The organism is Aquimarina sp. MAR_2010_214, from assembly GCF_002846555.1.
GTDB lineage: Bacteria > Bacteroidota > Bacteroidia > Flavobacteriales > Flavobacteriaceae > Aquimarina.
In genome coordinates this window covers 2,699,121-2,719,547 of the sequence record NZ_PJMS01000001.1, presented here as the reverse complement: position 1 = coordinate 2,719,547, position 20,427 = coordinate 2,699,121, and the positions used below count along the sequence as shown (strand labels likewise).

Genomic DNA, 20,427 nt, shown 5'->3' with positions numbered 1-20,427 from the left:
GAACACACCCCGGATCTTTAGTATGTATAGATGATGTCATCTATCATAACATAACAAACAAAATTTAATCGGCATACCGTTTAGTACCGTATTTTCTAACTACATCTTCATTTTTATTGCCAGTTACATTTGCAATAAATCGAACTGTTGTTTTCATAACAATGAGGTTAGGAGTTTATATTACTATCAACCTGTCAAATCAGGGCCTTAAAAATACGTTGATAAAAATCGTTGAGCTTGTGTTAGCAAATCAATGCTTCAAGACCCTTAATTTGACAATCCCTCATTATTCAATACATTGTTTAGATTCTTTGCAAAATTTAGAATCTACTTTTTAATTATTTTTTTGGTGATTACTTCTCCACCTATATTAATCTTATAGATATAAATTCCGCTTTTCAGAGTAGATAAATCCTGTGTAAAGTCTCTACTTCCGTTATACTCTTTTAAAGATTTCGTGTCCATTAATTTACCATAGATATCATATATATCTATTCTTACCCATGATACTTCTGAAACTTCTATCTTATATTTTATAACATCATCTACCAATGTTTGAAATGCAACCGAAGATGTATTTGTATTGTTTTTAGCACAATCTGATACAAATCCCCATACAGAACTACTACCAGGAGTATCTCCTTCTGTCCACCATTTGGCTTTATAAATCTTTTGGCTATGGTATATTTGATCTCCACTATTATAAGCAATAGATGCTACCCATTGTGAGAAACCACAAAAGTCAGTTCCTTGTCCGGGTCCTCCATCACAACTAGAAACAAATTCCCATACAGAACTACTTCCCGGAGTTTCCCCTTTTGTCCACCACTTATTGGTATAGATATTACCATTATAGCTTACTTTTTGTCCTGCTGTCGCATATACCTGATCAGCTTTCCATTCTGCAACTCCATCACAGTTTCCTCCTGAGACTTTTTCTTTTACTGTAAACATAATTGTTGTTTCTGCAGATAATCCTTGATCATCTGTAGCCACAATTTTATATGATACATCACCAAATGCAGACGGAGTCCAGTCTGTAGTATATTGAGTACCATTTGCAGACGGAGTAATTTCAACATTATTTACAATAAACTTAACAGAACCAACCTGATTATCATCTGTTACAGTAGCTTTTAACTGAATTGATGACAGTGCTGTTTGCTCAATAACATCAGAATTTTTTGGTTCTGCCATAGTTATTGATGGAGGTGTATTACCTCCTACTACTTTTTCTTTTACCGTAAAAACAATTGTTTTTTCTGAAGTTGCATTTTTATTATCCGTCGCAGAAGCTATCAATGTTACTTCACCAAAAGCTGCTGGAGTAAAACTAGCAGTATAATTACTTCCATTTGCCGTAGCACTAATGTTAGTGGTATTATGCTTAAACGTAAAAGACTGAATAGTTCCATCAGAATCTGTAGCGCTAGCTTTCAATGTAATTGGAGACAATTCGGTTAATTCGATAATTTGTCCATTGGTAGGGGCTTCCCATACCACTGTTGGTGAATTGTTTATAGGATTGGTATTTCCTGCGGCTTCATTTACGGCTTTAAGAATACTTGAAGACGAATTATAATCGGCATCTTGTGTCAGCTCCCATACAATCAACCCTTGATGGCCATATTGCTTAGAATACTTAATTTTTTCGGCAGCTAATTTTGGAGTATTATAATATATCTTTTTTCCATCTTTCCCTATGTACCCTCTTAGTTTTTTAGCATCTTTAGGATCGTAACTTGTGGCTGCGTCAGCATAATCTTTTATGATATCCTTATAAGGAACAAATTTGGCTCCGTTACCTCCATTAGGTTTCTTTTCAGAAAAATCATACCCATAAACAGGTAATCCAAACGCCAATTTTGCTTTTGGCACATTAAAACCTCCTGTATGATTCCATGCCGGAGGAGCAAATCCCATCCAATATTCTAATGCATCTTGTGCAGAATAAATAGGATTATCTGCAGTTTGTCCTGAATAAGTTCCTTGTTCTACTTTATAAAGAGAAGAGTGCGGTCCTTCTGGTGATTTATCCCAAGATCCTGTAAAGTCGTAAGACATAAGACCAATCCAATCCATATAGTCAGCCATACCACCATCATAGTTATTTCCATACCAAGATGTTCCGAATACGGCAGCTGTAATTAATTTATTAGGTATTTTGGCTCTTAGTTTCTGGCTTAATTTTTTTAATCCAACACCGGCAGGGTGAGGTCCTTTATCAGCATCTCCCCATTTGCTTCCTCTTACTCTTCCTCCTTGATCAGAAGTCCCACTAATAGCTGCGTCTTTCCACCAACATTCCATATCTAAATCAACACCATCCAGGTCATTTTGAGTTACATAGTTAGCTATTAATGTTGCTATTTCATCCAATTTGCTATCGTTATTTTGGTACTTAGTCATTAACCACAAAAACGCATAATCAGTGGCTCCTCCTAATGCAACAGAGACTTTTACTCCTTTGGCTTTAGCTTTTTTAAGAACTCCCAAATCATTAAGAACAGAATCTACTTTTCTAGATTGAAATTCATCAAAAGATACAGAAGCAAAATTTGCACTATTATAATCGTTATTGTTTTGTTTAAACATTAAAAAAGAAATGTTTAAATGTGTCACTACCTCTGGGTTGAATTTATTTTTGATATCATAATCGGCAACCCATGTAGGCAAATACCCAATAATACGTTGTTTACCAGAAAAATCTGGCCCCAATCCTCCATCACCACATGGACCTATTAGCTCCCATGAACCAGCACCTGGAGCATCATTGGTGTAATATTTACACTTATAATTAATATTATTATAAGAAACTTCTTGTCCTTGTTTATAAGGAACTTTACTTGCATCCCACTCTACAGAACAGGTAGGAAAATTGTATTGTGCCTGCATCAACAGAGCACAAAAAAAAGCACTAAAAAAGATAAAGATTTTTTTCATGACGTGTGTAATTAATTAATTTTTTGAATTTGCAAAACACCACTCATTCAGGGTAGTCGAAATTTTATGTTTCAACTACCCTAAAAAGAGGTTTTAAAGAAGATTTATTTCTTTAGGATTTTTTCAAAGTAAATATTCTTATCTACTTGAATTTTGAATACATAAAGCCCATTTTTAAGATGTGATACATCTTGAGAAAACATTTTTTTGGTATTTTTTTGTAACTCGCTAAAAGTTTGTGAGTACATTAATTTCCCAGAAAAATCATACAGGCCTATACGTATCAAGGATCTGTTTTTTGTATGTATTGTAAGATTCACAATATCTTTCGTTACAGTAGGATACACGGTATACCCTTTTGCTCCTACTTGCAAATTATTTTTACCACAAGCTCCGGTTTTTGTCCAAGCCATTTGCCAGTGAGCTCCAGTACCAGGAGCATATGCCCATGCTGCAGTAGATGAACACCAACCAGGGATATCACAACTAAATTTTTCTCCTTCATTTACCACCTCATCATTTAACCCATAAGAAGTACCTGCAACATATTGTTGTATATCTACACAATTACCACTTCCTCCACCACTAGTTACGGTAATTTTTACCGCAGTAGAAGTTGAAGACGCCCCTTGGTTATCTGTTGCTTTTGCCGTTAAAGAGTAATTCCCTGCTACAACGTTTTCGAGTGTATAACTAAAAGGACTAGAGTTATTTTCTCCTATTTTACTACCATTATTAAAGAATTCTACTTTTGCAATCGTGCCGTCATTATCAGACGCATCTACAGTTATAGAAACAGAGGTTCCAGCTTCAAAAGAGGTATTATCTCCCGGAGAAGTTATACTTACAGTAGGAGCATTATTATTTCCTCCAATCGTTTTTTCTTTGACAGTAAAAGAAATTATTTTTTCTGAAGTTTTATTTTCATTATCTGTAGCAACTGCCGTAATGGTAATCTCTCCAAATGCTGTTGGAGTAAAACTAGCAGAATAGTTATTTCCCGTAGAAGTAGCACTAATATCTGCACCATTATACTTAAATACAAAAGATTGCACTGTACCATCGGCATCGGTAGCACTAGCTTTTAAGGTAATTGCTGAAAGTTCATTTTGTTCTATAACCTGTCCACTACTAGGTGACTCCCATGTTATAACAGGAGCAGAACCGTTAGACACACCACATTCTTTCACCAATTCCCATACACCATCACTTCCAGGAACATTACTACTATCAGCGTACCACTTATTTTTATATACTTTATTATTATACTTTACAAAAGTACCTTTGTCTTTATAAATTCTTGTTTCTTTCCACTCTGCAACTTCTTGACAATCCAGATTTACTCCATCCCAAATAGTAACTTTAATAGAAGAAGTAGCAGTAGTCCCATTTTCAAATTTTGCAGTAGTAGTTAATGTATGACTGGCATACTTCGATGGTGTCCAACTAAATGAAACTCCTTCAAAAGTTTGATTATCTACAGAAGTAGTTGCACTGACCAATTTTGTGTCTTTTTCGTCTATAGTTAAAGAAACTGAAACCGCAGATAAAGTAGCTTGCTCAATTAATTCGTTATTTTTTGGAGAGGTAAACGTAATTTGAGGTTTTTGTGCACATGGTTCAGCTGTTAAATCGGCAGAGTCTCCTCCGTACTTAGACATATCTTTACATCCACAGTCTGACAAATCATGAACACCATCCATATCTGTCCCTATTTGATAAATCTCTGTAAACCTTTCGTAGTATCCTATTCTATCTAACACTTGAGGCTTTTCTGTCCCTTGTCCACATTCTACACCTCCATTAATTATATTTACAGTCATACCAAGTCCTGGAACTCTATTTTTTGTTTTATCCAGTTCATTAGGCACCCATTTATTTACCATTACATCATGAGCAGATGGCTTAGGATATTGTGGTGTCATCCAAAACCAGATAGCAGTCTGAAAAGCTAAAGCTGCATCTTCAATTACTTTTTCTGGGTTATCTAATAATATTTGCTTGTCTCCAAATATAAATTCGCTTGCAGGGCCGTAATTATAATTATAGGATAATTGTATAGGCCCTCTTCCTTTATAGGATTTACCCGGAGTTGGCGGATAGTTTGTGTCTGGATATGCATATGATGCATTTGTGGGTTCTTCGCGAAAATGTAATCCCCAAGAGAATTGTCCTCCGGGAGCAGTTGCCCATCCTCCTGTAGTTTCATGAGAAATATTTGCAAAAAAAGCAGTAATTTCTCTTTTTCTGGTTTCAAGATTACCTTCTTCTAAAAAAGATCCATAATCTACTTCATTTATAACAATTTCTTTTTCTGCATTTCTTGGAGCATCAAAATCTACATCTGTACGAATCACTTTTGATACACCTGTGGTTTTATCGGTACGGGTAACTCTATAAGCATTCGTACCACATCTTCTCTCAAAAACCACTTTAATCTTACTCATCCTATTAATTGCTTCAATGAATGAATCAAATGTGTAAAAATCATCTTTAGGATCCAATTCCCAGCCATTACCTGTGTCTTTAGCACCAAAACGATATGGAAATAAAGTGTTCCATAAATCTTTATTTATCAGTTCACTCACTTGTAGTGGTTTGGCTGTAGCTGAAGACTCATCTAAAGAAAAAAGGTAAGTTGTTTTTGATATTTCTGAGTATGTGTTATGGTTTTTAGAAAAGGTTAAATTAGTTGTAAAAAATAATACTGTAAAAATCATTATCCATGATTTCCTACATAAAATCCAATGGGTTTTTGGAGTAGTGAGTTTGCGTGTCATTATTAAAAGTTTTTGTGTTAAGCTATTGGTTTTCTTTTAGTTATTTAGAAACCAGATAATAAAGTACCATATTTAAGTTCTTTTGAAGAAATAAAATATACGAGTAACACTTTTTGACACACAAAAACCATCAGATCGACAACAAATGGATATTAAAATTATAATTTATGCAGTTTTATAAAAAAATAATCAACAAAAAAGAATATATCAGTTTGTATAGCGTATTAGTTATTAAGATATCGTAAATTGAATTTGTTCAAGTAATATTTCTGGTTCAAAAGGTTTATTAATCACTTTGGTAATCCCAGCATCTACAAAGTCTTCCTTATTTTCTGCTTCAGAAATAGCTGTCAAGGCAATAATTGGAGTTTTTTCATCTGATTTACGGATTTGTTTTGTTGTTTCAAATCCATCAATACCTTCCATCATTATATCCATAAAAATAAGATCATAATCATTATTTTCTGTCATTTTCAATGCTTCATAACCATCTGAAGCTATTTCACATTGATAACCAAAATTAGTTATGATTTTTCGTGTAATTAATTGATTGACCCTATTATCCTCTACAACCAAAATCTTTACATCTTCATTTTTTTTAATACTATGTTCTGTTTGTTCCATTCTCTCTTCTACTTGTTCGAAGGATATTTGAAAACTAAAAACTGTACCTTCTATTTCATTGGATATAAAGTCTAATTTGCTATTACACTGAAGAAGTAATTTATTAGCTATTACCAGTTCGAGAGTAAGCAGATTATTTTCATCAGACAAAGAAGTAAAAATTGCGGATTGGTTTTCTATAAAGGCTCTATGTAATTCTTCTTGTTTTTCCTTAGGGAAATATAAATCTTCACTCTTCACTGAAAATAAAATAGTGCTTGTATTTTCTTTTGTAAAAAAGGGTTCTACAGAAAACTCTATAATACCTCCATTTATGTATCTAGAAGTATTTGAAAGAATACTAATAATAATTCTTGATAAATGGTCAGGATCACCCAAAAGTTTCATAGGCAATTTTTCACCAAATAGAAATTTAAAAACATTATTATTTTCTCCAATAATAAAGAATTTGAGAGATTCTTTAATTGTATTAATTAATTGGGTAGGATCAAAAAGATGTTTTTTCAAAGAAATTTTATACCCTTCATCTGATCTATTTAATTCAATAATATCATTAATGAACCTTAATAGATATTTGCCTGAAAATTGTAATATATCTAACTGCTTTTTTCGCTGGTCTTCATCAGATTCTTTATGCTCTAATAAATGTGAAATGCCATTTATTGCATGAAGAGGGGTTCTTAATTCATGAGTTATATTATTTATAAACAATGTTTTCTGTTTATAAGCTTCTTCTACTTTATTTTTTGCCTTTAGCAATTCTACATTTTTCTCTTGTAAAAGTGAGTTGTTTTCTGTTTTTAGCCTAGAATTTTTATATTGAAGTAAGATCAAAAGAATTAGAATAACTATAATCACACCTCCTGATATCAATAAATATTCATTAAGTTTTAATCTAGTCTGTTGGTACTTATTTTCTGCAAGAATCCTTTCATTATCTTTTTGTTTCAACTGAAGTTCTTTATATGCTTTTATATCTTTAGCATACTTTTCAAGAAAAATATTATTCTGTTCTGATTGCTCTCGAATAAATTCTTTATAGTAATCATTTGCTAATTTGTATTCTTCTTTTTGATCATATACTGAAGCAATACCAGCAAGATAAAGTGTATGATTGGAAAAATTGGTTGTCTTTGCTGAGTCTATTTCTCGTCTCGCAATCTCTTCTCCTTTTCTAAAGAAAAGAAGCGCTTCATCATATCTATTTGTTCTTGAGCATGCCGTACCAATTCGATAATACAGATATAATAACCTTATATCTTTATGATATTTTTTGGCAAGTTCTATGGCTTTTTCAGAGACCTCATAACAGTTTTTCCAATCTGCATTTCGATAATAAACAGAAGTTAGATTTACCAGCATATCAATACTTTGCTCTTCGTACTTATATTTTTCTGCTCCATCTATTGCTTTTTTTAAGTAAAAAATTGCTTTATCATTATCCTTTGATACTATTTTATGATATAACCCCCAGAGATTATCTAAATAAATTTCGCCATACTGATCTTGTACTTGTTTTTGTAAGATTGTAGCTTTTTTGAGATACGTTTCAAATCCTTCTAAATCCTGAACAGAGATATACAAGCCGCTACGTAATCTATAAACCCGAGCTATATGTTTTTTATTTTTACTCTCTAATGCTAATTTTTCGGTTTTATCTATTATTTGAAAAGCATTATTTATATAACTATGATCAATCCAATATTCTATAGAATCTAAATTTTGGATTAGAACATTCTCTTCTTGTACAAAAGAGAAACCATATACTTTTTTTACATTAATAATGAAAAAGAATATTAAAATAAAAGTTATTGAAGTGAGTATATTTCTTTTCATAAAACGTCTTGTTTTACCTTTTAGCTTAGAGTGCTATTTCATTGCCCGATATTTAAAATTAACCCAAATACCATTAGATCACATTACCCACGATAATTGCAACCATGAATAACAAACCTAAAACATTCTCTATTAAGTAGATTTAAAACAAGAAAGGGGGGTAATTATCACAACTCTCACAAAGTTTATTTTCTATCAAATTTTAATAAAAATAAGCTTTATTTTTTAAAATTTAACATTATATATATATTAAAAAGTGTTTTTAAATACGAAATATTCTAGTTATTCTAAGTTAGATGTAAGGCCTTTATTCAAAAAAAAAGTCAATTTGAATGGTTTTATCATAGAAATTTAGATGATGTAGGGAAAAATTGTATAGCTCCTGAATAAGTTATGGATAACAAGGGTTCTAATGAAAATTTACTTGTTATCAATACAATTTTCTATCAAAAACCACTTGACCTATCTAAATTTTATTACTTTAAAATCACGTTAATCATCAATCACCTTAATTTCTCATGATATTCTTTATCTTGTTTTTACTATTATTACTAAAACTAGACTTTAATAAATATCTTTTTTTTGTATAAAAAATATGCTGAAAGAGTATAAAAAGCAACGACAACTAATGCATAAAAAAAGGAAGATAGTGGTTTATCAATAGACGGATACACAAAAAACGTTTCAAACAGAAATTGATGTATCGAAGTTTGTGAGTTGACTTTAATTAAGTAAAAAGATTTGGCAAGTATCATAGATGAAAAATAGATAATAATTGCATTGGCACCTACATATTTCACAAGGCTACCAAAGTCACGTTTTTTATGATCCATAAAATAATGAAATAACACTAAAAACAAAGTAGCATAACCCGAGGTTACCAATACAAAGCTACTGCTCCACAATACTTTATTGATCGGAAAGAAGATACTCCATAAATATCCTATAGTCATAAAGCCCCCTCCCATTACTGTCAATAAAACAAGCTTCCGTTTTGTATCACTCATCAAAATTTCGCCTACAAAAATCCCAGTAATTGTTGTTACTATAGCTGGTAGTGTACTAAGAATTCCTTCTGGATCATAATCAGGTTTCCAAATATGTCCTTCAAGCAATAAATAATCAAGATAATTAGCCCAGTTATTTACCCCTCTCTCTAGTATAGGAGAAGCTCCATTAGGTAATGGAATATATGCCAACCATATCCAATACCCAATAAGAATAGTGGCAGCAATAAAAATTAACTGTTTTCTATTACAATTCAGATACAATATAGATGCTACACAAAATATAATACCTATTCGTTGTAATACTCCCGGAAAACGTATCGCTTCAGTTTCAATAAACGGAAAATAAGGTAAAAACACATTAATAAGTAATCCTAGCGCAACCAATTTTAGGCTGCGCATTAGGATTTTTTTATATATAGTCCAATCTCCTTTTTTATCTTTATATACAAACGATATGGATATTCCTACAATGAATAAAAAGAAAGGAAATACAAAGTCTGCCAAGGTAAGGCCATTCCACTCTGCATGTAATAAAAGTGTATATACATGAGACCAATCTCCTGGTGTATTTACCAGAATCATAAGCATTATGGTGAGTCCTCTTAAAAAATCAACAGATTGTACCCTTTGCTTTTTTATCATGAAACTAAATTTTTACCTAATCGTTTCCAAACTTTTGCAAGTAAAAAACCAGCTAATATTGATAACGTGGTTAGAATAATAGCCTGTGTTATATCTCCATAAATCCAACTTCCCATAGAAAACAGAACGCCATATACCAAAACACATCCTAGCACCATTGCCAGTAATCCAGAAGGTACCATCCATTTTTCTTGTTTGTTTATTATCTCAACATTTTCGCTTTTTGCTTTTTTCAATATACGACTCCAGCCGGGTCCTCCTGGTTGAATTTTAGAATAAAACTTATAAAGAACCTCATCATCATCTGGTTTGGTTAAGAAAGTAACAGAAATCCATATGATAGTCGTTATTAATACCACTAATGGAAACTGAAACCATGAAGGAAAAATTCCTTCTACCGTGTCTGAGCCAAACAGAATTCCGTTCATATATGGTATACTGATTAAAATCGAAATGATACCAGAAGAAAACATAGCCGATATCTCACTCCATGCATTGATTCTCCACCAGAACCATCTTAAAATAAAAATCAATCCTGTTCCTGCTCCAAACATTAAGATATACTTAAATATTTGAACTGCATTGGTAAGTGCTAATGCAAGTAAAGTACTTAATGCCATTAATATAACTGTAGCGATCCGTCCCATATTTACCTGAGCTTTTTCTGTAGCATCTTTATTAACGTATTGTTTATATACATCGTTGACTATATAAGATGCTCCCCAATTTAAATGTGTTGATATTGTAGACATATAAGCAGAAATCAAAGATGCTACTACAACCCCAGAAGCCCACTTGGTAATTTTGTAAGCATTGCAGAATATGCAAGGTCATGTCCAAGTTTATCCTGAGTAACATCAGGAAAAGCTTCTTGTATACTGGCAAGATCTGGAAATACTACTAAAGAAGCCAATGCTACAATAATCCAAGGCCACGGTCTAATTGCATAATGCATGATATTAAAAAAGAAAGTAGCACCAATTGCATGATTTTCATTTTTTGACGCGAGCATTCGCTGCGCTATATATCCACCACCTCCTGGTTCGGCACCTGGATACCAAGAACTCCACCATTGTATTGCCAGTGGGATAACTAGTAAAGAAATCAATGCTTCTTTATTATCAAAATCCGGAACCAGAGAAAGTTTATCTTTTACATTAGGATGAGAAACCAAATTTTCTAACCCATTTACTTCTGGTAAATTAACACAATAATAAGCGGCACCTACTGCACCTGCCATAGCTACAAAAAACAGTAAAAAATCAGAGTAAACCACTCCTTTAAATCCTCCTAAAGCACTAAAAATTACTGTTACAACAGCCGCATAACCTACTGTTTCTATAGCAGATAAACCAAGCATTACCTGCCCAATTTTGATTGCTGCCAATGTTACTCCAGACATTGCCAGAATATTAAAAATAACACCTAGATATACTGAGCGAAATATTCTAAGAAAACGTGCTGGTTTACCAGTGTACCTGAGTTCATAGAACTCCATATCTGTATTTACATTTGATCGCCTCCATAACCTGGCATAAATAAATACAGTTAGTAATCCTGTTAATAAAAAAGCCCACCATACCCAATTACCAGCAACACCATCCTGCCTTACAATATCGGTTACCAAATTAGGAGTATCGGTAGAAAAAGTAGTAGCGACCATAGAAAAGCCCAACAGCCACCATGGCATACTTCTTCCTGATAAAAAATATTCTGATGCGCTTTTACCAGACCTTTTCGAAACTATAATACCAATAAGCAGAGTAGTTAAAAAGAAAAATATAATAATTGAATAATCTAAGGTACTAAGTTCCATTACTGAGTTTTATTTTAATAAATTTGATTTGTTTTTTAATATTCGTTGTTTAGCGTGAGCTGCATAATTTCTACCTATAGGAATTCTTTTTTCTCCTACCTCAACAAGGTTCCCTTCTATAGACTTAACTTTATCTATAGCTATAGTATATGATTTATGAATTCTTATAAAATTTTCTGAAGGAAGTTCTTCACTAATACTAGTCAACGATTTATGAGATAGAAATGTATCTTCAAGAGTGCTTACTCTAATATAATCTTTCAAACTTTCAATAAATAGGATATCACTTAAAAGAATTTTTACTAATTTCTTATCCACTTTTAAGAAAATATGTGCTGGTTGAACCAAATCCACAGAAGTCTCATGTTTCTTTATAGTAACAAGTCTTGCTGTTAATTTATTTATAGATTTCAGAAATCGATTGAAAGAAATAGGTTTTACCAAATAATCAAGAACCTCTAACTCATAACTTTCTAATGCATATTCTTTATATGCCGTAGTAATAATAACCTGAGGGTATTCTTGCAAGCTTTTCAAAAACTCTAAGCCATTCATCCTTGGCATATTAATATCTAAAAATACAGCATCAATATCTCCTTGTTCTAATATGGACAATGCCTCTATTGGATTTTTAAAAGTATCAACGATTTGAATGTTCTTGAATTCTTTTAAAAAAGATTCAAGAACTTCAATTGCCAAGGGCTCATCATCAATTATGATACATTTAATTGTCATTATATAGGAATTTTAAGCAAAATTGAATATTCATTATTTTTTTGCGCTATGTTAAGTGTATATTTTCTCGGATAAAGTATTTCTAATCTTCTTTTAACATTCTTTATCCCAATTCCGTTAAGTTGTTTGGTTTCAGATTCTTCTTCATAATTATTTTTGGATATAAATATCAGTTCGTTTTCAAATCTTTCAAAAGAGATTAATAACTCCATCCTATCGTTATTTTTAAGACCATGCTTAAAAGCATTTTCAATAAATGGTAAAAACAACATAGGTACTACTTTTACATCATCAATATTACCATTTATATCAACACTAGAATCAACACGATCACCGTAACGCATTTTTTCGAGTTCAATATAATTATCAATATGATCAATTTCTTGCAAAAGAGGGAGCTTTTTTTTGCTAGTATCATAAATCACATATCTCATAAAGTTAGATAGTTTCAATACAAGGTTAGGTGCTAAATCCGATTTTTTTATCGTCAATGCATATAAACTATTAAGCGTATTAAAAAAGAAATGAGGTTGTATCTGCGCCTTTAAATATTTTAACTCTGTTTTATATTGCAATTCACTTAAATCTCTATTCTTATTTTGCATAATCAAAAAGTCAACTGTATACTTTATTGCAGAGGTTAATCCCACAACATACAATTCTCCTATAGCCACTGCTACAATATGATTAAAACCAAATGGAGCTAGCCTTCCTTCCACTTCTGGCCAAATATCTTCGGTAACCAACAATAGATTTAAACCAGACCTAAACATATAATGAACCCCTAGAGAGAGACATAAGAAAACTACGTAATACACATACTTTTTTTTGAATATGTATTTAGGTACTAAAAAATAAATATTAAAATAGACTAAAATGATGTGTAAAGGAAATTCTACAAGGTTCGATTTTAATGAATACCAGTAATCATTAAAATAACTCCCCCATCGAATCACATTGAATAAAAAATAAATAATCCAAAAATATAAATGATATTTTCGTTTAATAGTCTTTTGCACTCTACCCTTCTTTTTAAAAAATCAATAAATCTTACTAGTTAAAACCTCTTTTTTAACATAAATTTTTGAAAAATGTAAGGCAATTTGGAGAGAAAAACAAAAAAAATAAGAATATCTAATTTCAAAAAAACCGTTATCTATCAATGTATGTCGATTGTTACGAAAACAACGTCGTTTGTCTAAAAAAAATTTTGTTAAAAAATTAAAATACTACTTTGAGATCATTCAAAAAACACACATTAATATGAAACAAAAAATTTTAACCCTTACCACTCTATTATTTATTTCTATTATGAGTTTTGGGCAGGGGGCCCAAATAACGGGTACAGTAAAAGGAGCTTCAGACGGTGTACCACTGCCTGGAGTAAATATTATTGTAAAAGGAACTACAAATGGAGTACAGACAGATTTTGATGGAAATTACTCAATTACTGCAGCAGTAGGAGATGTAATTCAATTTTCCTATTTAGGAATGACAGACAAAGAAGTTACTGTTGGTAGTGACACAGTAATAAATGTTCAGTTAGAGGAAGATGCAGAACAATTAGAAGATGTAGTAGTAACTGCACTGGGGATTAAGAAAACCAGAAAATCACTTACATATGCTGCGCAAGACATTAAAGCAGATGAGTTAACAAAAATCAAAGATGCTAACCCTATCAATAGTCTTTCTGGTAAGGTATCAGGACTTGTTGTAAATAGAAGTTCATCTGGTGTAGGAGGATCAGTAAAAGTAACTTTACGAGGTAATACATCTACCAGAAATAATCAACCACTATATGTAATAGATGGTATTCCATTATTAAACACAACTGCTATCCAACCTAATTCAACATTTGGGGATATTAATAATGCAGGAAACAGAGATGGAGGGGATGCACTATCCTTGATCAATCCTGATGATATTGAAAGTATTAGTATACTAAAAGGAGCTTCTGCCTCTGCATTATATGGTAGTCAGGGATCTAATGGTGTTATATTGATTACTACTAAAAAAGGAAAAGCTGGTACATTTAAAGTAGATGTATCTTCTAATTTAACAGTAGATGAAGTAGCATATCAAATTGATTTTGATCCAGCCACAGAACGTAATGTTGATTCATTCTTTCAAACTGGAACTACCGTTATCAATTCGGCATCTGTTTCTGGTGGTGGTGAGAAAGCACAAACGTATTTCTCATATGCCAATACGCAAGCTAAAGGAGTGATACCTACACATCAAGTAAAAAAACACACATTAAATCTTAGAGAAACTGCCAAATTGTTTGATGACAGACTAACAGTTGATGCAAATGTTATTTTATCGACACAAGACATTCACAACAAACCTGTTTCTGCGCTGTATTTCAACCCATTAAGAGGCGCTTATGCTTTTCGATCTGACACCGAAACTTTAAGTAATTATGAAGTTTTTGAAGAGTTTAATGTAGAAAGAAATCTAATGGCGCAACGTTGGTTTGGAACTACTTCTGATGTTGAACAAAACCCATATTGGATATTAAACAGAAATGCCAGTGATGAGGAAAATCAAAAAGCAGTATTATCTTTATCTTTAAGTTACAAAGTAAATAATTGGTTAACACTAAAAACCAGAGGAAGTTATGATAAAAACTTCTACAAGTTTGAAAGAAAAATGTTTGCCACGACTAATGGTACGTTAGCAGCTACAACCGGAAGATATTTATATAATGAAGTTGAAGATCTTCAACTATATGGTGATTTCATAGCTACTATTAACACATCACTATCTGATGACTGGAATATTACTGCCAATATCGGAGCAAGTTTAAACAAATTTGATACCGGGAAATCAATACTTTTAGACTCAGGAGTTACCGGAGGTCTACAAGTACCGAATATTTTTACACTTTCTAATTTTAATGCCAATCCAGGTATAAGGTTAATCCAAACACAAGCAGAATTAAAAGAGGTGCAATCTATATTTGCAAGTTCTACATTAGGTTTTAAACAAATGGTATATCTAGATGTTACGGCTCGTAATGATTGGTCCTCTACAGTTTCAGATTCTTTTTTCTATCCATCAATAGGTCTAACAGGAGTTGTATCTGAAATGTTTGAATTACCTGAAGTTATTTCTTTTGCAAAAGTGAGAGCTTCTTATGCAGAAGTTGGAAAAGATATTCAAAGTTTTGTCAATAACCCAATCTTTACCATAGCAACAGGAGAAGGAGGAATCATTCCACCAAACACTTTACCATTATCTGAACTAAAACCGGAAAAACAAAGATCATTTGAAGTCGGTACAGAATGGAAGTTTTTAAACAACCGTTTAGGTTTTGACTTTGGGTATTACAAAACAAACACTATCGATCAGTTTATGATCATACCAGGTGTAATTAGCGATTTTTCTTCTGTAAATGCTGGTGATTTTGAGAACAGTGGTTTCGAATTATCTTTATCTGCAACACCTGTAGAAACAGAAAATTTTACTTGGAACACAACTGTAAATTTTGCTAGTAATAAAAATGAAGTACTAGAATTAGATTCTAGATTAAGTAGTCCATTTATTGAATTAACAAATCCAGGGGTTAATGCTTATGGATTATACATCATAGAAGGTGGAAGTTTTGGTGACATTTATGGTAGAAAATTGTTAAAAACAGCAGAAGGTTTACCAGTAAGAGCTGCTGATGGTAATTTTGTTCAAGCTGACGCTGTTAATGATGGAAGTACAAGAGAAACTTTACCTAATGGTCTTGATTTCTTAGGAAATGCTAATCCAGATTTCACATTAGGTTGGAGTAACTCATTTAGCTATAAGAATATAACACTTGGTTTCTTAATTGATGGGAAATTTGGAGGTGAAGTAATGAGTATGACAGAAGCTGTAGTAGATCAGCTAGGTAATACTAATCGAACTGGAAACGTTACTATTTTTGATCAAGGAACAAATTCTTCAGTACAAATTCCTGCATCAGAATACTACGCTCAAATTGGAGGTAGAAATGGGTTTACCAGCGAATATGTGTATGATGCTACTAATATTAGATTAGCCGAAGTTTCTTTAGGGTATACATTTAACCTAAAAGAAAGTAGTTTCTTTAATGCAGTTAGAGCCTCTTTAATCGGTAGGAACCTTTTCTTTATTTCTAAGGATGCTCCTTATGATCCGAATGTTACATTAAGTACTGGTAACGGATTACAAGGTGTTGATGTTTTTGGTGCACCATCTACCAGAAGTATAGGATTAAACATAGGGTTATCATTTTAATCAAAAGGAATAGAATATCATGAAAAATATAATTAAAACAACAATCATTACTGCTTTTATCTCGCTATTCGTACTCTCATGCACAGATGATTTTGAAGCACTAAATACAGATCCTAATGGATTAACCGAAGAGCAAAGTCAGTCTGACTTTCTTTTTATCGGTGGGCCATTTAGACCTATCTTTCTAAATATATATAGGTATGCTCCGGCATGGCACACTCAATTACAACATAATCTAAATGCAGATACATTCTGTGGATATATGGCTCCTCCAAGACCATTTGCAGGAGGTCAAAATACTACGAATTATGCTTTTATTAATTTTTGGGATCAATGGGCCTGGGATATTCCATATTCTTCTGCAGGGGTGATGAATAATGTTTCCCTGATTAAAGAAAGAGGAGAAAAAGATTTCCCTCTACTAAATTCTGTTGCTTTGATCCTAAAAGTAGAAGCAATGCATAGAGTAACCGATGTGTATGGCCCAATTGTATATTCAAAATATGGACAATCGTCTACATTTGCAGAATATGATTCTCAACAAGAAGTATACAATCAATTTTTTGCAGAATTAGACCAAGCAGTAGCTACTTTATCTACAGATCTCACAAATGAGCAATTCAATGCATTTGATCTTGTTTATGGTGGAAATTTAGAGCAATGGGTAAAATTCGCCAATACCTTACGATTACGTCTGGCATTAAGAATTTCTAAAACAGATCCTTCTAAAGCAAAAACAGAAGGTGAAAAAGCATTGTCTCAAGCATCAGGATTATTATCAGGTAATAACGATAATTTCTTAATTCAAGGAGGGTTAGAACATCCGTTAACAAGATTCAATTCTAGTTGGGATGATGTTCGTATGAATGCTTCTATGGAATCAATATTAGTTGGGTATAACGATGCCAGAGGTCCAGTTTTATTTGAGGAGTCAGCTGTAACACCAGGATCTTTAAAAGGGTTAAGAAGTGGATTACCTTTATTACCTGCATATGCTACAGAATTGGAACAAAAGGCAGATTACATTGGGTTTTCGAGATTAGGAAATTCTTATATCAATGATAAAACTCCAACTACAGATATTCAATTAATGACTGCTGCTGAAGCGTATTTCTTAAAAGCAGAAGCAGCCTTAAGAGGATGGACTGGAGCTGGTGATGCACAATCTAATTACGAAATGGGAATTACCACTTCTTTTGAGCAGCATGGAGCTGGTGGAGCATCAAGCTATATTGCCGATAACACCTCTACACCTAGTGACTATGTTGATCCTGTTGGATCTAATGGCATTACCGCAGTAAGTAATATCACTATTGCATGGAATTCTGGAGCAACAAATGAAGAAAAACTGGAGCGAATTATTACTCAAAAATGGATCGCCATGTTCCCTGATGGGCAAGAAGCATGGAGTGAATTTAGAAGAACGGGGTATCCAAAAATATTCCCTGTGGCAGTAAATAATAGTGGAGGAACAGTAGATAGTAATATACAAGTAAGAAGATTGCCATTCCCTGCTAGTGAAAGAAACACTAACCCACAAGGAGTAGAACAGGCAAGAACACTATTAGGTGGTGCTGATAATGGAGGAACCCGACTATGGTGGGATATTGCAGGTGGAAATTTTTAAAAAATTTGAGTTAGCCAAATAATACTTATGAAAGAGATGGATAGAGTAATATCTCTCAACTCCATCTCTTTTCATAAAAGCCTTAAAATAATAAAACAATTAAAACAAATCAAACTCTTGTGGAAATGATCCAGGAAATTGAATATAAACAGGTAGGACAGTTTGAAAAAACGAAGTTTGAGAAGATTCACAATGAAATATTTCCCGATTCGTCGACAGCTTCAAAACTTGTTGCTCATGAAATTGCAACATTAATTAAACAAAAACAAGAAGAAGGTAAACCTTGCGTACTTGGCCTGGCTACAGGCTCTTCTCCTATAAAAGTATATGAAGAATTGGTAAACCTACATCGTTCTGGAGAGTTAAGCTTTTCAAATGTAGTTACTTTTAATCTGGATGAATATTATCCAATGGATACTGCACATCAGCAAAGTTATTATCACTTCATGCATCAACACTTATTTGATCATGTAGATATCAACCCAGAAAATATAAACATTCCTGATGGTACCGTTCCTGTTACAGAAATGGATCAATATTGTATTGATTATGAAATGAAAATCAAAAAATACGGAGGACTAGACTTTCAACTTTTAGGAATTGGTAGAACAGGGCATATAGGCTTTAATGAGCCAGGATCACATCCTAACTCGGGTACACGAATCATCACACTAGATCATGTAACCAGAACTGATGCTTCTTCCGATTTTAATGGTTTAGAAAATGTTCCCAAAAAAGCTGTAACTATGGGGATAAGCACTATTATGAAGTCCAGAAGAGTATTATTACTCGCATGGGGTCATAAAAAGGCTACGGTAGTTAGACAAACTATAGAGGGAGAAATAACATCTAATATCCCGGCATCTTTTCTACAAGAACATAAAAATACCACCATAATCCTTGATTCTGAAGCTGCTTCTGAGCTTACACGTATTAAAACCCCTTGGTTGGTAGACCAATGTATATGGAAAGAACAATTAAAATTTAAAGCAGTTACATGGTTAAGCCAAGAAGTAAACAAACCTATTTTAAAGCTTACAGACAAAGATTATAATGATAATGGAATGTCTGGCCTTTTGGCTGTTGAAGGCTCATCTTATGATTTAAACATTAAGATTTTTAATAAACTACAACATACCATCACAGGATGGCCAGGAGGAAAACCAAATGCAGACGATACTAACAGACCTGAAAGAGCACAACCAGCAAAAAAGAGAGTTTTAATTTTTAGTCCACACCCCGATGATGACGTAATATCTATGGGAGGGACTTTTTTAAGGCTCATTGATCAAGGACATGATGTACATGTCGTGTATCAAACATCTGGAAACATTGCTGTAACCGATGATGAAGCTTTAAAGTTTGCCGAAGTAGCAGATAGTTTTAAGTCTGATGGTGCTGTAGATACTTACAAAAAAGTTATTGAGTTTCTTAAATCAAAAAACCAAGGAGATATCGACATTTCTGAAGTTCGATCAATTAAAGGACTAATTAGAAGAATGGAATCTTTGGGTGCTACCAGATATTTTGGATTAGACGACGAAAAAGTTCATTTTTTGGATCTCCCCTTTTATGAAACTGGAAGAATCAAAAAAAATCCTCTAGGAGAAAAGGATATAAAAATCACTGAAGATATTATTGAAAAAATAAAGCCTCATCAGATATATGCTGCTGGAGATTTGGCCGATCCTCACGGAACCCATAAAGTTTGTTTGGATGCAGTTTTTAGTGCTCTCTCTAATTTAAAGAGTCAAACTTATATGGACGAATGTTGGGTATGGCTTTATAGAGGTGCTTGGCAGGAATGGGACGTTTCTGAAATTGAAATGGCAGTACCATTAAGTCCTCTTGAAGTAAATAAAAAAACTAACGCCATCTTATATCATCAATCTCAAAAAGACAGAGTAATGTTTCAAGGAGAGGATTCGAGAGAATTTTGGTTAAGAGCTCGTGAAAGAAATAGAAATACAGCGATATTATATGATAAGCTTGGCCTGGCAGATTATGAGGCTATAGAAGCTTTTAAGAGATATCTATTTTAAAATTAATTGCATTGTTTGTTAGATAAATTTTCGCAAAAAAACAACCTTCCCTCAATATATGAGGGAAAGTTGCTTTTAAATAAGAATCTCTTCTTTCTAAATATGCTATACACGGCAATAA

Annotated in this window: 9 protein-coding genes and 1 pseudogene; 3 read left to right on the top strand and 7 right to left on the bottom strand. The window is 32.8% G+C overall.

What is annotated here, in order from left to right:
• Nucleotides 1-327 precede the first annotated feature (327 nt).
• From ATE84_RS11495 to ATE84_RS11465, 7 genes and pseudogenes are all read right to left on the bottom strand, one after another.
• Nucleotides 328-2,943, bottom strand: a complete 2,616-nt coding sequence (locus tag ATE84_RS11495) for a glycosyl hydrolase family 18 protein (protein ID WP_101448091.1) — start codon at nt 2,941-2,943, stop codon at nt 328-330.
• A gap of 104 nt (nt 2,944-3,047) precedes the next feature.
• Nucleotides 3,048-5,723, bottom strand: a complete 2,676-nt coding sequence (locus ATE84_RS11490; protein ID WP_143273613.1) for a glycoside hydrolase family 19 protein — start codon at nt 5,721-5,723, stop codon at nt 3,048-3,050.
• A gap of 231 nt (nt 5,724-5,954) precedes the next feature.
• A complete protein-coding gene (locus tag ATE84_RS11485; RefSeq protein WP_101448089.1) occupies nt 5,955-8,183 on the bottom strand; it encodes a response regulator in 2,229 nt (742 codons plus the stop codon).
• Nucleotides 8,184-8,740: 557 nt separating this feature from the next.
• Nucleotides 8,741-9,835, bottom strand: a complete 1,095-nt coding sequence (locus ATE84_RS11480; RefSeq protein ID WP_101448088.1) for an acyltransferase family protein — start codon at nt 9,833-9,835, stop codon at nt 8,741-8,743.
• Nucleotides 9,832-11,651: pseudogene (locus ATE84_RS11475) on the bottom strand (sodium:solute symporter family protein). Before ATE84_RS11475 ends, ATE84_RS11480 begins: the two are co-directional and overlap by 4 nt.
• A 9-nt stretch (nt 11,652-11,660) precedes the next feature.
• Nucleotides 11,661-12,386 carry a LytTR family DNA-binding domain-containing protein gene (locus tag ATE84_RS11470; protein WP_101448087.1) on the bottom strand — a complete coding sequence of 242 codons (726 nt, stop codon included), beginning with the start codon at nt 12,384-12,386 and terminating at the stop codon, nt 11,661-11,663.
• A complete protein-coding gene (locus ATE84_RS11465; protein ID WP_233195787.1) occupies nt 12,386-13,204 on the bottom strand; it encodes a sensor histidine kinase in 819 nt (272 codons plus the stop codon). The genes ATE84_RS11470 and ATE84_RS11465 overlap by 1 nt, the downstream gene beginning before the upstream one ends.
• Before the next feature lie 445 nt (nt 13,205-13,649).
• On the opposite strand from ATE84_RS11465, the gene ATE84_RS11460 reads away from it, so the two are divergent.
• From ATE84_RS11460 to nagB, 3 genes are all read left to right on the top strand, one after another.
• Nucleotides 13,650-16,637, top strand: coding sequence for a carboxypeptidase-like regulatory domain-containing protein (locus tag ATE84_RS11460; protein ID WP_101448085.1), 2,988 nt, complete (start codon nt 13,650-13,652; stop codon nt 16,635-16,637).
• A gap of 19 nt (nt 16,638-16,656) precedes the next feature.
• Nucleotides 16,657-18,264 carry a RagB/SusD family nutrient uptake outer membrane protein gene (locus ATE84_RS11455; protein WP_101448084.1) on the top strand — a complete coding sequence of 536 codons (1,608 nt, stop codon included), beginning with the start codon at nt 16,657-16,659 and terminating at the stop codon, nt 18,262-18,264.
• A gap of 125 nt (nt 18,265-18,389) precedes the next feature.
• Nucleotides 18,390-20,306, top strand: coding sequence for a glucosamine-6-phosphate deaminase (gene nagB / locus ATE84_RS11450; RefSeq protein WP_101448083.1), 1,917 nt, complete (start codon nt 18,390-18,392; stop codon nt 20,304-20,306).
• The last annotated feature ends 121 nt before the right edge of the window (nt 20,307-20,427 follow it).

Bases quoted from the DNA above. Each gene is read 5' to 3' on its own strand.
- nagB (WP_101448083.1), top strand. From the start codon at position 18,390: ATGATCCAGGAAATTGAATATAAACAGGTAGGACAGTTTGAAAAAACG.
- ATE84_RS11480 (WP_101448088.1), bottom strand. From the start codon at position 9,835: ATGATAAAAAAGCAAAGGGTACAATCTGTTGATTTTTTAAGAGGACTC.
- ATE84_RS11490 (WP_143273613.1), bottom strand. From the start codon at position 5,723: ATGACACGCAAACTCACTACTCCAAAAACCCATTGGATTTTATGTAGG.
- ATE84_RS11485 (WP_101448089.1), bottom strand. From the start codon at position 8,183: ATGAAAAGAAATATACTCACTTCAATAACTTTTATTTTAATATTCTTT.
- ATE84_RS11460 (WP_101448085.1), top strand. From the start codon at position 13,650: ATGAAACAAAAAATTTTAACCCTTACCACTCTATTATTTATTTCTATT.
- ATE84_RS11455 (WP_101448084.1), top strand. From the start codon at position 16,657: ATGAAAAATATAATTAAAACAACAATCATTACTGCTTTTATCTCGCTA.
- ATE84_RS11495 (WP_101448091.1), bottom strand. From the start codon at position 2,943: ATGAAAAAAATCTTTATCTTTTTTAGTGCTTTTTTTTGTGCTCTGTTG.
- ATE84_RS11470 (WP_101448087.1), bottom strand. From the start codon at position 12,386: ATGACAATTAAATGTATCATAATTGATGATGAGCCCTTGGCAATTGAA.